Here is a 13,755-nt window from a genome sequence, read left to right on the forward strand (position 1 = left end):
TGCAAGGGAGATGTCACAATGAAATATGGCAAACGCGAGCGAATCAGCGGTGCGGTCATCCTGCTGGCGTTGGGGGTGATCTTCATCCCGATGCTCTTCGATGAGCCGCCGGCCCGTGATGAGCGCCCGAGTCCGGTGATGACGCTTGGCAAACCGGTGGATATCGATCGCTCCAACGTCGATGAGCCGCAGCCGCCCAGCGAGCTGAAGATCGGCACGGATGTGCCGATCACCTTCGTCGACAGCAACGGCAAGGTGCGGGACAGTGACCCGGGTGCTGGCAGTGACAGCGGTTCCGAGTCCCCAAGCCGTGTCGCCGAGGCCGAGCAGTTGTCGCCGACCCGCTCTGTGGCCAGCAGCGAGCCGCAGTCAAAGCCAAAGCCGGAACCGGCACCCGCTGCCAAGCCGGAGCCCAAGGCTGAACCCAAGCCCGCGCCCAAGCCTGAACCGAAGCCTGCGGTGGCCTCGAATGCGCCGTCGTCTTCCGCCGGTGGCTGGGCCGTGCAGGTCGGCAGCTTCGGTGACCCGGCCAACGCCGAGCGTCTCCAGAAGGAACTGCAGGGCAAGGGGTTCGCGGCATACCGGATTCCGCGTGGCAGCAAGTTGACCGTTGTCTTCGTCGGTCCGTATAAGTCCTCCGAGATCGGTGAGTCCGCACGCTCGCGCCTGCAGCAGCAGGTTAATATCAAGGGCCTGCTGGTACGACGCAAGGAGGGTGAGTGAACGAGCTGGTCTGGATCGATTGGCTATGTCTGGGCCTGATCGGGATCTCGGTACTGCTGGGGCTAATGCGGGGCCTGCTCAGCGAGGCCCTGGGCCTGGCGGGCTGGCTGGTGGCTCTGGTTGCGGCACGCCAATTCGGCGCCGAGGTGGGTGGCCTGCTCGATGAGGTGATCGTCTCGCCGGGCATTCGCACCGCAGTCGGCTTCGTGCTGGTGGTGATCGCGAGTGTGTTGATCTGGGGGCTGATGCTGCGCCTGCTGGAACGCTTGATTCATGCAGTCGGCATGGGCGGCTTCAATCGTCTGCTCGGCGGTGTGTTCGGTGCCTTGCGTGCGGCGGTCATACTGGTGCTGATCACCGCCGTGGTGGGGCTGACCCCCCTGCGTGACAGCGCCGACTGGCAGGCCGCGCAGTTGCGGCCGACGCTTGAGCAGCTGCGCGACTGGTCTTTGGCTCGCTATCGTGAATGGGATACGGGCGGTGACTGGGGCCAGAGCGTGTCGCTGCCGGATTCCACCAGCGGCACCCGGCTCAAGCAGCAGGCCAGCGGTCTGATCGACAGCGCCCAGCGAGAAGGGCGTGCGTTGAGCGACAGCCTCAGCCAGCAGGCGCTGCAGTCGTTCACGCGCCAGGATGCCACGCAGGACCAGCCCTCGCTGGAGGCGTTGCTCAGGGGCAACACCGCTGACGAGGCCACAAGCCGCAATGCGGGTGATGAGTAGTGACAGGCAGGATTTTCAGCGCCGGGCATCGTGGCCCGGCGTTGTCGTTTTCAGCATTCGGCACGTGTTGCTGAAGCCTCATGCCGGCCAGTCGAAGGGGTTGACCCATCGGTCAGGTGTTGCCTGCATGGGGGGCAGGCCTGACAATTGCGCCGTGTGAGCACTCATATTGCCATATGGACGGGCGCCGGCAGCCGCCAGCGTGCGCTTCCCTATCCAAGTGTGTATTAGTGAGGTAATGACGGGATGTGCGGGATTGTAGGTTTGATGGCCAACGCCTCGGTCAACCAGGCGCTGTATGACGCGCTGACCGTATTGCAGCACCGCGGGCAGGATGCCGCGGGCATGATGACCTGGCACGAAGGTCGTTTCCTGCTGCGCAAGAGCAATGGTCTGGTGCGTGATGTCTTCCGCACTCGTCACATGCAGCGTCTCAAGGGCAACATGGGGATCGGCCATGTTCGCTACCCGACCGCCGGTTCCTCCAGCGAGGCGGAGTCACAGCCGTTCTATGTCAACTCGCCTTACGGCATCACGCTGGCGCACAACGGCAACCTGACCAACTCCGACCAGCTCAAGCAGGAGTTGTTCTCTTCTGATCTGCGTCACATCAACACCAGCTCCGATTCGGAAGTGCTGCTCAACGTCTTCGCGCACGAGCTGGGCAAGCAGGGCATGCGTCTGGGCGCCGGTGATGTGTTCGATGCCGTGCGTCGTGTGCATCGTCGCTGCAAGGGCGGCTACGCGGCTGTCTCGATCATCAACGGCACTGGCCTGGTCGCTTTCCGTGATCCGTACGGTATCCGTCCGGCGTGTTTCGGCAAGCGTGACTCCGCCGAAGGCGTCGAGTACATGATCGCCTCCGAGTCCGTGGCGCTCGACGTCGCCGGCTTCGAGCTGATCCGTGATCTTGCCCCGGGCGAAGCGGTATTCATCGATATGGAGCGTGAGCTGCACACCCTGCAGTGCGCGGATGACCCAGTCCTCAAGCCTTGCATCTTCGAACACGTCTACCTGGCGCGTCCTGACTCCCTGCTCGACGGCGCCTACGTCTATGGCACCCGCATGCGCATGGGCGAGAAGCTGGCCGACAAGATCGTGCGTGAATGGCCGGAACAGGACATCGATGTCGTGATTCCGATCCCCGATACCTCGCGCACCTCCGCCCTCGAGCTGGCCCAGCATCTGGGAGTGACTTACCGCGAAGGCTTCATGAAGAATCGCTATATCGGCCGTACCTTCATCATGCCGGGTCAGACACTGCGCAAGAAGTCGGTGCGTCAGAAGCTCAATGCCATCGATATCGAGTTTGCCGGCAAGAACGTGCTGCTGGTGGATGATTCCATCGTACGCGGCACCACCTGCAACGAGATCATCCAGATGGCGCGTGAAGCGGGCGCCAAGAATGTCTACTTCGCCTCGGCAGCCCCGGCGGTTCGCTACCCCAACGTCTACGGCATTGACATGCCGGCGGCGGAAGAGCTGATCGCCCATGGCCGTACCGAGAAGGAGATCACGGACCTGATCGGCGCTGACCGTCTGTTCTATCAGGACCTCGATGACCTGAAGGACGCCTGTCGTGAAGTCAATCCGGCGCTGGATGAGTTCGATTGCTCCGTGTTCGACGGTGTCTACGTGACCGGCGATATCGACGAAGCCTATCTGAACGACCTGCGTGCCTCGCGCAATGATGGCGCCAAGAGCGCTGGCGAGACCCACGCGGTGGTGGATCTGCACAACGATTCGGAAGATATCGACTGATCCGGCTGCCTGTCATCCTCGGCAGGCAATCACGCGATGAGCGAACCGCAACGGGCTCCGGAGAAATCCGGGGCCCGTTGCGCGTTCAAAACCGGTAACATTGGCGCATCGCTTTTCCTTCTCCTTGCTGTCGACGCGACCGAAATGTTGAAGACGCGACATGTCACAGCGGCGCGTGACGCTGGATCGTGATTCACAGGGCAGTAGATTCCATCAGTAGAGGTACTGGACACCATGCACGACGACAATCTTTCCCGCGCCGGTCTTTCCCGCGATGAGCTGGGCCTCGAGACGCTCGCCATCCGTGCCGGTCACCTGCGCGGTGCCGAGCAGGAACACGGCGAGCCCATCTACACTACCTCAAGCTTCGTCTATGGCAGTGCCGCTGAGGCCGCGGCCAAGTTCGGGGGCGATGAAGCTGGCAACATCTACTCGCGCTTCACCAATCCGACGGTGCGCTTCTTTGAGGAGCGCCTGGCGGCGATGGAAGGCGGTGAGCGTTGCGTGGCGACCAGTTCCGGCATGGCCGCGATCATGTCCACCGTGCTGGCATTGCTGGAATCCGGTGATGAAATCGTCGCATCGCGTTCCATCTTCGGCTCGAGTGTCAGCCTGTTCACCAAGTACTTCGGCAAGCTGGGCATCACCACCCGCTTCGTCGAACTGAAGGATCTGGACGCCTGGCGCGAGGCGATCACGCCGGCCACCAAGCTGTTGTTCGCCGAGACGCCGTCCAATCCGCTATCCGAGCTCGGCGATATCAAGGCATTGGCGGCGCTGGCCCATGAGAATGATGCCTGGCTCGCCATCGACAACTGCTTCTGTACGCCGGCCCTGCAGCGCCCGCTGACGCTGGGTGCCGATATCGTCATCCACTCCGCCACCAAGTATCTCGATGGTCAGGGCCGGACGCTGGGTGGCGCCGTGGTCGGAAGCTCCTCGTTGATGGAGGAGGTCTATGGCGTGGTGCGGACCTGCGGGCCGTGTCTGAGCCCCTTCAACGCCTGGGTCTTCCTCAAGGGCCTGGAGACGCTGAACATTCGCATGGAAGCCCACTGTGCACGCGCGCTGACACTGGCACATTGGCTGGAGGCGCATCCGGCCATCGAGCGGGTGCATTACTCCGGGCTTGAGGGTCATCCGCAGCATGAACTGGCCAAGGCCCAGCAGAAGGCCTTCGGTGCAGTGCTGGGAGTGGTGGTCAAGGGCGGCCGCGAGGCGGCCTGGTCTGTGGTCGATGCGACGCGCATCCTGTCGATCACCGGCAACCTGGGTGACGTGAAGACCACCATCACGCACCCGGCCACCACGACTCACGGTCGCCTCAGCGATGACCAGAAAGCGGCCGCCGGCATCGAAGAGGGCCTGCTGCGTATTGCCGTCGGTCTGGAAGATCTCGATGACATCAAGCGTGATCTGGCGCGCGGGCTTGATCGTCTCGCGAGCTGAGCCCCGTAACGCCTGCTTTGCATACCAACGCCCGGTTCTGCCGGGCGTTGGTGTCTCTGGACAATTTCCCCCGGTGTTGCCCGCAAGGGTTGGCGTCCGTCCGGGCACTGGTTAAGCTCTTGCTCAAAGAACCTGCCAGCTCGATGGTCAGGTGGAGACTGTCATCAGGAGCACTTCATGTGGCGTAACTCTCGACGGGGCTGGGGCTGGCCTGTCATCGTGATGCATTGGCTGTCGGCGCTGGCCATCGTCGGGCTCTTCGCGCTGGGCTGGTGGATGACGTCGCTTGGCTATTACGATGCCTGGTATCAGCTCGGCCCGTGGTGGCATCGCTCGGTCGGGGTGATATTGCTGGTACTGACGCTGGCGCGGCTTGCCTGGCGCTGGCGCCAGACGACCCCGCAGGCTCATGGTACGCGCAATGAGCAGCGCGCTGCGCTGGTCGGGCATGTGCTGCTCTACGTGCTGATGCTGGTGGTGATGATCTCGGGTTACCTCATTTCCACCGCTGACGGGCGTGGCATCAAGGTATTCGATCTTTTCGAGGTGCCAGCAGTGATCTCGGGGCTGAAGGATCAGGCATCGCTGGCAGGTGAGGTGCATTGGTATGCTGCCTGTGTGCTGATCATCCTGTCGCTGGGGCATGCGGCGGCAGCATTCAAGCATCACCTGCTGGATGGGCAGGACACGTTGCGGCGCATGATTCGGCCGCTGCGCTGACGAAAAGGAAGGCGTTGGGTACGCTCGAACGCCAGATGTGACGAAACCTCATAAGGAGCACCAACATGAACAAGACATCCTTCCTCGGCAAGTCACTGGTGGCAGGTCTCATGGCGGCGTCGTTGCCGCTGATGGCGGGTCAGGCACAGGCCTCCGATTACACGATCGATACCGATGGCCAGCACGCCTTCATCCAGTTCAAGATCAGCCATCTGGGCTATTCCTACGTGCTGGGGCAGTTCAAGGAGTTCAGCGGTGATTTCTCCTATGACCAAGGCAAGCCGGAAGATGCGAAGGTGTCGGTAGAGGTCGATGTCGATAGCCTGGACAGCGCCCACGCCGAACGCGACAAGCACATCAAGTCGGCCGACTTCCTGGATGTCTCCCAATATCCGACGGCGACCTTCACCTCGACCGGCTTCGAGTCCACTGGCGATGGTTCCGGCAAGCTGAAGGGTGACTTGACGCTGCACGGCCAGACTCAGCCCGTGACCCTGGATGTGGATCATATCGGTGGCGGTGAAGACCCGTGGGGCGGCTACCGTCAGGGCTTTGAAGGCACTACCACGCTGAAGCTTGCCGACTATGGTATCGATACATCCAAGCTTGGTCCGAATGCGGCCACCGTCGATCTGTACCTGGTCATCGAAGGTATCCGCCAGTAAGGACGGCAAGTGCAGGCAACTGATGCTTACTTGAGCTGTCAGCGTGCACTGACGCCGTGGATTGATGGCAAGCGCTGTGCAATCCCACCCCATACCTCTCGACAAAAACGCCCCTGCCAATCGGCAGGGGCGTTTTTGTTTGTGCAAGGCGTTCGTGTTTGTGCAAGGCGCTCGTGTCACATGGAGTGTCGTTCAGGCGTCAGCCGCGCAATGCCAGATAGCCGCCCGCTCCGATCATCAGGCCGCCGGCGCTGCGATTGAGGCGTTTGACCGCCTTCGCCGAGCGCAGATAGCGGCGGACACGGCCCGCGAGATAGCCCACCGGTACCACGCCCAGCAGCAATGCGCTCAGGTTGAGTCCGGCGGCGATCACGATATCGCTGCCGGACAGCTGGGTGATATCCATGAAGGTGGGCAGGAAGGCGATATAGAACAGGATGACCTTGGGGTTGGAGGCCGAGATGAGAAAGCCCTGCAGAAACCCTTTCCACCAGTTGCCGCGTAACCTGGGAGCATCAGTCTCATCCAGCGTCGGTGAGCTCGTCCATAACTGGTAGCCGAGATAGAGCAGGTAGGCGGCGCCCAGGATACGGATGACCACGAAGACCTCGCCCCAATGCGTGGCCAGTGCCGACAGGCCGAACACCGCCGCCAGCATGTAGCAGACATCACTGAGACTCATGCCCACGGCCATCGGCACGCAGGCATTGCCACCCTGGCTCATGCCGCGCGCCAACAGCGCCAGGATGCCAGGCCCGGGGGTGATGCCAAACAGGAAGATGGCAATGAAGAAGGTCAGCCCGCTTTCAAAGGTCATGAGAGGTCCCTGATTTATAGAGGGGAGGGCAGCGCCGCCACAGCGACGATGCAAACAAGCGCGTCGCGACGACAGGCGAGAGTGCCAAGCGCGAGACACCAGAGTAATGCAAAGCGCGGCGGTGCGGGAGAGCAGAACAAGAGGAAGGGATGAAGGAGGAGAAAGCGAGAACAAGGAACGGCTGAAGAGATCAGAATGAAGAGAAGAGAGAAGAGAGAAGAGAGAAGAGAGAAGAGAGAAGAGAGAAGAAGGAAGAATCGGGTAACAGGACAGATGCATGATTCAAGGCAAGCGCGAAGCGGGCGCACTGTGGCATATGAAAGCGCCAGCCGGTGGCCCGGCTGGCGCTGGGTGCTGCACATGCACGTTTTCGTCGGCGCGCATCTTGTGACAGTGCGTCACCTGATGGCAGGTTCTCCTTCTTCTTTCCTGTGTCTGTCGCCATGAGGCTCGGGCGCTCAGGTACTCAGGCACTTGGGTACTTAGATACTCAGGTACTCTGGCACTTGGGTACTTAGATACTCAAGTACTCTGGCGCTTGGGCGCTCAGGGATGCAGGCGCTCAGAACAGGGTTTCACGTATCGGGGGGCATCGGCATCGTGGCTTCTGCGCGGCGGGGCTTCAGATGAGACGACGCCGCAAGTTGCGATGCGTCTCGCTGCGATGGCTCGCGAGCAATCCGTTGCTCACTCACAGTCGTTGAGGACGGCGTCCGGGAAATGACGACGCAGCATGCGGTTCTGGAACTCGTCGATGAACGAGCAGTTGATGATGATGATGAAGCGCTCGAAGTGCTCGCCGGCGTTCTCCTGGGTGATGGAGCTGACACTGTGGAACAGCTGGTCATCGTGGATATGCAGGACCTCGCCCGGTGCCAGTTCCGTGGTAGTCAGCAGCTCTTTGCCTGCCTTGTCCTGATAGAGGGTGTTGATGGCGCCGCTGACATTCTCGCGATTGAGCACCAGGATGCTCAGGTACTTACAGCCATCGGCGTGGATGCCCTGGCCCTGGAGAGGGTCGATGGTGCCATCACCGCGCACGCCGGTGATCTGCATCAGGATAGGCTCACGTGGGCCGATACCCCACATGTCGGCCCAGGCCTTCACGAAGGCGCGCACATCCTCGCGCTCGGTGAAGCTCTCTTCCAGCGGTGCGTAATAGCGCAGACGGTCAGCCATGCTGGCGGCGTCATTGAACTTGCCGCCCTGTGCCATCGGACATTCGCCCAGCGTCTCGACCTCATGCTGGTCGTTCAGGTGCAGCCAAGACATGCGCTTCCAGCGGGTGTTGACGTAGGGGTCACGCGGCAGGTCCTTCAGGAAGCCCTGCCAGGCCTCGAGGTCGATCTGGGAGGTGATGGAAGCCTTGCTCCAATGCTGGCGTGCCAGCTCCTCGTGGACTGCCTTCGGCCAGTACTGCGAGGCAAGCGGCAGGCGCAAGGGGGCGGTGTCCGTCTTGGGGGCCGGGTAGTGCTCCACCAGGCCGCCCTGTTCCAGGGTGATCTTGCGGGAAGAGTCGGCCAGTTGACGTACGCCACGATTTGCGATGTTCATATGAAATTCCTCGACGTTTTGTGCGCTTGGGCGCAGATGGAAGGTGTTGCGTTGGCAACGTCGAGGAGAATGGGAAGGTGCGCACGAGATAGTCAAACCCGTACCATGGCGGTAACACGCTAATCTCGCGAAGTATCATCAATATGGGTACATGGCCAATATCGAGGTGTGAGTAATCTAATCGACTGGTACTATGTAAGTCATTAGCGCTATTCTTCGCCCTTTGCAGACGAGCCGCGCAACGCAGGTTCAGGCCGTCTGGCACTGAATGAAGCGTTGAGGATAATGATCGAGAGGCGCTGCAAGACGCTGGGTTTACGCGCAGCAGACCCTTAGACTTTTCTCATGACGACAAGAACTCGTTCTGTGTGTGAGAGAACTCGTTCGAAGTGACATTCCGTCACGAGTTGATCTGCCCCGCCGAAGTCCGGCGAACAGGCGAAGGACGGCAGCGGAGGTATCCTTCAACATGGCTAAAGGGTTCCGCCAGGTCAGCAGGGCCGTCGGAATATTGTGCTCTCGTCCCGTCATCATTGCCGTGGTACTGACGTTGATGGTGGTGGTGATGTGGGGCCAGAGCATGCTGGGTCGATGGCCAACCGCGTTACTGATGGTGATTCTTGGCGCAACTGCGGGCATCATGCTATCTCGCAAGCGTCAGGTGTCACATCATCAGCATACGCAGGAGGCGGTCATGCAGACGAGTATGGTTGGCCTCTCGACCAGCAAGGGACTTCCCGTCAGTGATCAGCGCTTTCGAGAGCTGCTGGAAAGTCTGCCGCGCGTCGCCGTTCAGGGTTATGACAGCCAGCGCCGCGTCATCTACTGGAACGAGGCCAGCGAGCGGCTATACGGCTATAGCGAGCAGGAAGCTCGTGGACGATGCCTGGAAACTCTGGTGATCCCGGAGACGATGGCAGATGTCGTGGTGGACGCACACCATGCCTGGGTCTCTCAGGGTATCGAGATCCCCTCCAGTGAACTTGAGCTCAAGCACAAGTCAGGCGCCCCCGTGCCTGTCTTTTCCCACCATGTGATGCTGGGAGAGCGCACTGACAACCCGCTGATGTTCTGTATCGACATCGATCTGGCGGGGGAGCGCAAGGTCCAGCGTGATCTGGATTACATGACGCGTTTTGACCCCCTGACGGAGCTGCCCAATCGCCAGACCTTCGAGAGCGAGCTCGGTGAGGCGCTCAGTGAATGTCAGCGTCATGACGACACCCTGATGGTGCTGTTTCTCGATATCGATCATTTCACCGAGATCAATGACACCCTCGGTTACGAGATGGGTGACCGCGTCATCCGTAGCGTGGCCAAGCGTCTGCAGGGCTTCCAGCGCAATCAAGATCTGCTCTCGCGCTTTGGTGGCGATGAATTCGTGCTGGCGATGCCACGACTGGATTACGAGAGTGATGCCCTATCGGTGGTCGAGCGCATTCGTCAGGACTTCCAGCGACCCTTCGAGATCGAAGGGCGCCAGTTGCTGCTGCGCATGAGCATCGGCATCAGCCTGTATCCCGAGAATGGGAGCGAGGCGGCCGAGCTGGTGCGCAATGCCGATGTCGCCAAGCATCGTGCCAAGCTGGCCGGGCGCGATGGCTATCAGTTCTTCAATCAGGAAGTCCGCAATGAGATGCTGCATCAGCACCATCTGGCCGGACGTCTGCAGGCGCTGCTGAATCAGGATGGCGGTGGGGAATTGTCGCTGCATTATCAGCCGCAGGTGGCGGCGCGCAGTGAGCGCATCGAATCCTTCGAGGCGCTGCTACGCTGGCATTCTCCCGAGGGTTATATTCCGCCCTCCGACTTCGTGAAGGTCGCCGAGCGCACCAACCTGATCGAGCGTCTGGGAGACTGGGTCATCCGCCAGGCGTGTCGTCAGCAGGCCGAATGGCGTGCCATGGGACTGAAGGGCTACCGGATCGACATCAACATCTCCGGACGCCAGGCCATCAGTTCGGACGTCTTCACCCGCCTTGAGGCCTATGTCGAGGAATACGGACTGACCCCGCGGGACATCGGTATCGAGCTGACCGAGAACGTGTTGATCGATGCCGATATCAAGGTGCGCGACAGCCTGCGGGCGCTCTACGACCGTGGCTACAAGATCGCCATCGATGACTTCGGCACCGGCTATTCCTCGATGAGCTATCTCAAGTTGTTGCCCGTGACGGCGCTCAAGATAGATCGCTCCTTCGTGATCGAGTGCGCCCAGGAACCCAAGGACCGCGCCATCATGGAGGCCACGGTCTTCCTCGGTCATCGCCTCGGGCTGGAGGTGGTCGCGGAAGGGGTCGAGAACGAACAGCAGCTGGAGTTGTTGCGCGAGATGCGTTGTGACTTGATCCAGGGCTATTACTTCTACAAGCCGATGGCGGCCACGGATATTCAGCGTCTGTTACTCGGCGGCAACAATCCGCCGAATCGCGCCTCGGGGGCCCTCGCCTCGGACAAGGGTGCTGCAGCCCCTGGCTGTCACTGATACCGATCGTAATGCGAGCGATTGATGGTGCTTCTCCAGCAAAGGTCTGTTGCTGTTTGGGCCCTTTTTTGTTCGCGGACTAAAAGATATGATGCTGACAGTTGAAGCGCGTCAGGCCGTCACTCTTCATCTCGAGTCCTCCATCTCGGATAAGGACTGGTCACCTGACGTGAAGTCTTCGAGTCGAGCCTGCCATGGCTCCTCGATCATTTCTGCCGAGGATGGCTGCGTCGTTCAATGCGCAGGGCTGTTCGCCCATCTTCGCTTCCAACCTGTGCTGCAGGTTGCGATGGTTCCTTGAGCGGATTCACGATCTTTCCGGCGTTATCCTTTGGATACATGGCCGGGCAAGCCAGTCCTTGTGACTGGCTTTTTTTATGCCCGTCACAAAGTGTGGCTAGTGAGGCGGAGTCGTCGCCAGCTCCCGGGCGAGCCATTCGCCCAGCGCTTCGGCATGCGGATGGCGAGCACGAGCGCGGCCGACCTGTGGCAATGTCAGTGTCAGGCATGCCTCGGTCTCGACGAAGCCCCAGGGGGCCACGAGGCGCTTGCTGCGCAGGTCTTCCTCCACCAGATAGTCCGGCGCGATGCCGACGCCCAGCCCGACCAGTGTCGCCTCGAGCAGGTAGTTGAGGTGCTCGAAGCCTTGCGCGTAATCAAGCCCCTCACTGGATAGCCCCTGGCGTGAGCACCAATCCGGCCAGGCTTGCGGGCGTGATCGGGTATGCAACAGGGGCAGGCCCAGCAGTACCTCCGAGGAAGGGGGGCTGGAGGCCTTGCCCAGCCACTCGCTGTCGGGCCGCAGGACAGGGCCGATGCGCTCGGTGCCCAGTACATGCGTTTCCTGATGATCGGCGTCATCAAAGGGCGGCGTCTGGAAGCGCAGGACACCGTCCACGCCATTGCGCAGTCCTTCGTTGTCATCACTGGCGGTCAGGTGCAGCTCGAGTTCCGGCAGAGCGTTCTTGAGCGCCCCCAGCCGGGGAATGAACCAGCGTGCCAGAAACGACCCCGGGCAGCTCAGTACGAAGGGCGCCCGCGCATCACTGCGGGCCAGTGCCCCGCACACGCGTGCCAGACCGCCAAGATGATGACGGGTCGCGGTCGCCAGCTCACGGCCGGCCTGTGTCAGTGTCAGGCCACGCCCGGCACGATCGAACAGGCGTGTGCCGAGTGCGTCTTCCAGCTGGCGGATCTGACGGCTGACGGCGCCGTGGGTCACATGCAGTTCCTCTGCGGCGCGCGAGGCGCTCTCATGGCGAGCCGCCACATCGAAGGTACGCAGGGCATTTAGGGGAGGCAGTAGCTCGGTGCGCTCCATGGTGTGTCTCCTGAGCAAGTGCTGGACGTGTCATTGGCAGGGAAAGGGTGGATGCGCGGCAATGACCGTCTCGACTATATGTGAGGTTTTCTCACACATCTTGGCGATTTTATCGTTTTTCTTCCAGTGCCTGCAGCGCTAGGATGATCACCATATCGCTGGCCCCGCAGATGCCTTGCGCAGTATGTGAGACCAGCCACTGACATGATTCGAGGAGTTCAGCATGAGCCAGACGACTGCTACCCCCAGCCTGCGCCAAGGGCCTGATGCCAAGGGTTTCTTCGGTGATTTCGGCGGCCGCTTCGTTGCCGAGACGCTGATGCCGTTGATCCTGCACCTGCAGCGCGAGTATGAAGCCGCCAAGCAGGACCCGGCATTCGCCGAGGAGCTGGCTGGCCTGTCCGCGGACTATGTCGGTCGCCAGAGCCCGCTGTATTTCGCCGAGCGCCTGACCGAGCAGCTGGGCGGCGCCAAGATCTATCTCAAGCGTGAAGACCTGATGCATACCGGGGCTCACAAGATCAACAATGCGCTGGGCCAGGTACTGCTCGCTCGCCGCATGGGCAAGCAGCGGATCATCGCCGAGACCGGTGCCGGCATGCACGGTGTGGCGACTGCCACCGTGGCGGCGCGTTTCGGGCTGGAGTGCGTGATCTACATGGGTTCCACCGATATCCATCGCCAGCAGCCCAATGTGCAGCGCATGCAGCTGCTGGGGGCCAAGGTCGTGCCTGTCACCGCCGGTGATGGCACGTTGAAGGACGCCATGAACGAGGCGCTGCGTGACTGGGTCACCAACGTCGATGACACCTTCTACATCATCGGTACCGTGGCCGGGCCGCACCCGTATCCGCAGCTGGTGCGTGACTTCCAGTCCATCATCGGTCAGGAAGCCCGCGTGCAGCTGCAGGAGAAGGAAGGGCGTCTGCCGGATTCGCTGGTCGCCTGCATCGGCGGCGGCTCCAACGCCATGGGCCTGTTCCACCCGTTCCTCGATGACGAGAGCGTCGAGATCATCGGTGTCGAAGCCGCTGGTGAAGGCCTGGAAACTCCGCGTCATGCCGCCAGCCTCAAGGGCGGCCTGCCAGGCGTACTGCATGGCAACCGCACCTTCCTGCTACAGGATGAAGAAGGTCAGATCGGCGACGCGCACTCCATCTCCGCCGGTCTCGACTATCCGGGTATCGGTCCGGAACACGCATGGTTGCATGACATCAAGCGTGCCGAATATGTCGCCGCGACCGACCAAGAAGCGCTGGACGCCTTCAAGATGCTGTGCCGTCTGGAAGGCATCATTCCGGCGCTGGAGTCCTCCCACGCGCTGGCGGAAGTCATCAAGCGTGCGCCGGGCCTGCCGAAGGACCACCTGATGGTGGTCAACCTGAGCGGCCGTGGTGACAAGGACATGGCCACCGTGACTCATCACCTGGCCGACGAACTGGGCCTGAACCCTGACGGCGAGTAAGTCCGGGTCTGTCACGTGTTGCCCGGCGTCAGGTTCGTCAGTCGCTGATCGAATCTGAGCGCCCCATGTCTTC

At 61.3% G+C, this 13,755-nt stretch carries 11 protein-coding genes; 8 read left to right on the forward strand and 3 right to left on the reverse strand.

Annotation, left to right across the window (positions count from 1 at the left end):
- Nucleotides 1-18: 18 nt before the first annotated feature.
- The 6 genes from FLM52_05135 (at nt 19) to FLM52_05160 (ending at nt 6,040) form a co-directional block, all read left to right on the forward strand.
- Nucleotides 19-723, forward strand: a complete 705-nt coding sequence (locus tag FLM52_05135) for an acetyl-CoA carboxylase subunit beta (GenBank protein NVN55182.1) — start codon at nt 19-21, stop codon at nt 721-723.
- Nucleotides 720-1,445: a CvpA family protein gene (locus FLM52_05140; protein ID NVN55183.1), complete on the forward strand. Its 726-nt coding sequence runs from the start codon at nt 720-722 to the stop codon at nt 1,443-1,445. The genes FLM52_05135 and FLM52_05140 overlap by 4 nt, the downstream gene beginning before the upstream one ends.
- A 246-nt stretch (nt 1,446-1,691) precedes the next feature.
- A complete protein-coding gene (gene purF, locus FLM52_05145; protein NVN55184.1) occupies nt 1,692-3,206 on the forward strand; it encodes an amidophosphoribosyltransferase in 1,515 nt (504 codons plus the stop codon).
- A 234-nt stretch (nt 3,207-3,440) separates the two neighbouring features.
- The gene (locus tag FLM52_05150) at nt 3,441-4,655 is read left to right on the forward strand and encodes an O-succinylhomoserine sulfhydrylase (GenBank protein NVN55185.1); all 1,215 of its coding nucleotides are present in this window, start codon (nt 3,441-3,443) and stop codon (nt 4,653-4,655) included.
- 177 nt (nt 4,656-4,832) lie between these two features.
- Nucleotides 4,833-5,375: a cytochrome b gene (locus FLM52_05155; protein NVN55186.1), complete on the forward strand. Its 543-nt coding sequence runs from the start codon at nt 4,833-4,835 to the stop codon at nt 5,373-5,375.
- A gap of 65 nt (nt 5,376-5,440) precedes the next feature.
- The gene (locus FLM52_05160; GenBank protein NVN55187.1) at nt 5,441-6,040 is read left to right on the forward strand and encodes a YceI family protein; all 600 of its coding nucleotides are present in this window, start codon (nt 5,441-5,443) and stop codon (nt 6,038-6,040) included.
- A 199-nt stretch (nt 6,041-6,239) separates the two neighbouring features.
- On the opposite strand, the gene FLM52_05165 is transcribed toward FLM52_05160, so the two are convergent.
- Both FLM52_05165 and FLM52_05170 read right to left on the reverse strand, forming a co-directional pair.
- Nucleotides 6,240-6,857: a LysE family translocator gene (locus FLM52_05165; protein ID NVN55188.1), complete on the reverse strand. Its 618-nt coding sequence runs from the start codon at nt 6,855-6,857 to the stop codon at nt 6,240-6,242.
- 687 nt (nt 6,858-7,544) lie between these two features.
- Entirely contained in the window at nt 7,545-8,411 is an 867-nt protein-coding gene (locus FLM52_05170; GenBank protein NVN55189.1) for a hypothetical protein, read from the reverse strand.
- A gap of 640 nt (nt 8,412-9,051) precedes the next feature.
- Between FLM52_05170 and FLM52_05175 the strand changes: the two genes are divergently transcribed.
- A complete protein-coding gene (locus tag FLM52_05175) occupies nt 9,052-10,896 on the forward strand; it encodes an EAL domain-containing protein (GenBank protein NVN55190.1) in 1,845 nt (614 codons plus the stop codon).
- A 397-nt stretch (nt 10,897-11,293) separates the two neighbouring features.
- On the opposite strand, the gene FLM52_05180 is transcribed toward FLM52_05175, so the two are convergent.
- On the reverse strand, nt 11,294-12,217 hold the full coding sequence (locus tag FLM52_05180; protein ID NVN55191.1) for a LysR family transcriptional regulator: 924 nt from the start codon (nt 12,215-12,217) through the stop codon (nt 11,294-11,296).
- Nucleotides 12,218-12,440: 223 nt separating this feature from the next.
- Here FLM52_05180 and trpB point away from each other — a divergent pair, with 223 nt between their 5' ends.
- Complete coding sequence (gene trpB / locus FLM52_05185) at nt 12,441-13,682, forward strand: tryptophan synthase subunit beta (GenBank protein ID NVN55192.1); 1,242 nt, start codon at nt 12,441-12,443, stop codon at nt 13,680-13,682.
- Nucleotides 13,683-13,755 lie beyond the last annotated feature (73 nt).

Source organism: bacterium Scap17 (genome assembly GCA_013376735.1).
Classification (GTDB): domain Bacteria; phylum Pseudomonadota; class Gammaproteobacteria; order Pseudomonadales; family Halomonadaceae; genus Cobetia.

What these genes read in the sequence shown, in the direction of transcription:
- FLM52_05135 (NVN55182.1), top strand. Translation starts at nt 19, where the DNA reads ATGAAATATGGCAAACGCGAGCGAATCAGCGGTGCGGTCATCCTGCTG.
- purF (NVN55184.1), top strand. Translation starts at nt 1,692, where the DNA reads ATGTGCGGGATTGTAGGTTTGATGGCCAACGCCTCGGTCAACCAGGCG.
- FLM52_05150 (NVN55185.1), top strand. Translation starts at nt 3,441, where the DNA reads ATGCACGACGACAATCTTTCCCGCGCCGGTCTTTCCCGCGATGAGCTG.
- FLM52_05155 (NVN55186.1), top strand. Translation starts at nt 4,833, where the DNA reads ATGTGGCGTAACTCTCGACGGGGCTGGGGCTGGCCTGTCATCGTGATG.
- FLM52_05160 (NVN55187.1), top strand. Translation starts at nt 5,441, where the DNA reads ATGAACAAGACATCCTTCCTCGGCAAGTCACTGGTGGCAGGTCTCATG.
- FLM52_05165 (NVN55188.1), bottom strand. Translation starts at nt 6,857, where the DNA reads ATGACCTTTGAAAGCGGGCTGACCTTCTTCATTGCCATCTTCCTGTTT.
- FLM52_05170 (NVN55189.1), bottom strand. Translation starts at nt 8,411, where the DNA reads ATGAACATCGCAAATCGTGGCGTACGTCAACTGGCCGACTCTTCCCGC.
- FLM52_05175 (NVN55190.1), top strand. Translation starts at nt 9,052, where the DNA reads ATGCTATCTCGCAAGCGTCAGGTGTCACATCATCAGCATACGCAGGAG.
- FLM52_05180 (NVN55191.1), bottom strand. Translation starts at nt 12,217, where the DNA reads ATGGAGCGCACCGAGCTACTGCCTCCCCTAAATGCCCTGCGTACCTTC.
- trpB (NVN55192.1), top strand. Translation starts at nt 12,441, where the DNA reads ATGAGCCAGACGACTGCTACCCCCAGCCTGCGCCAAGGGCCTGATGCC.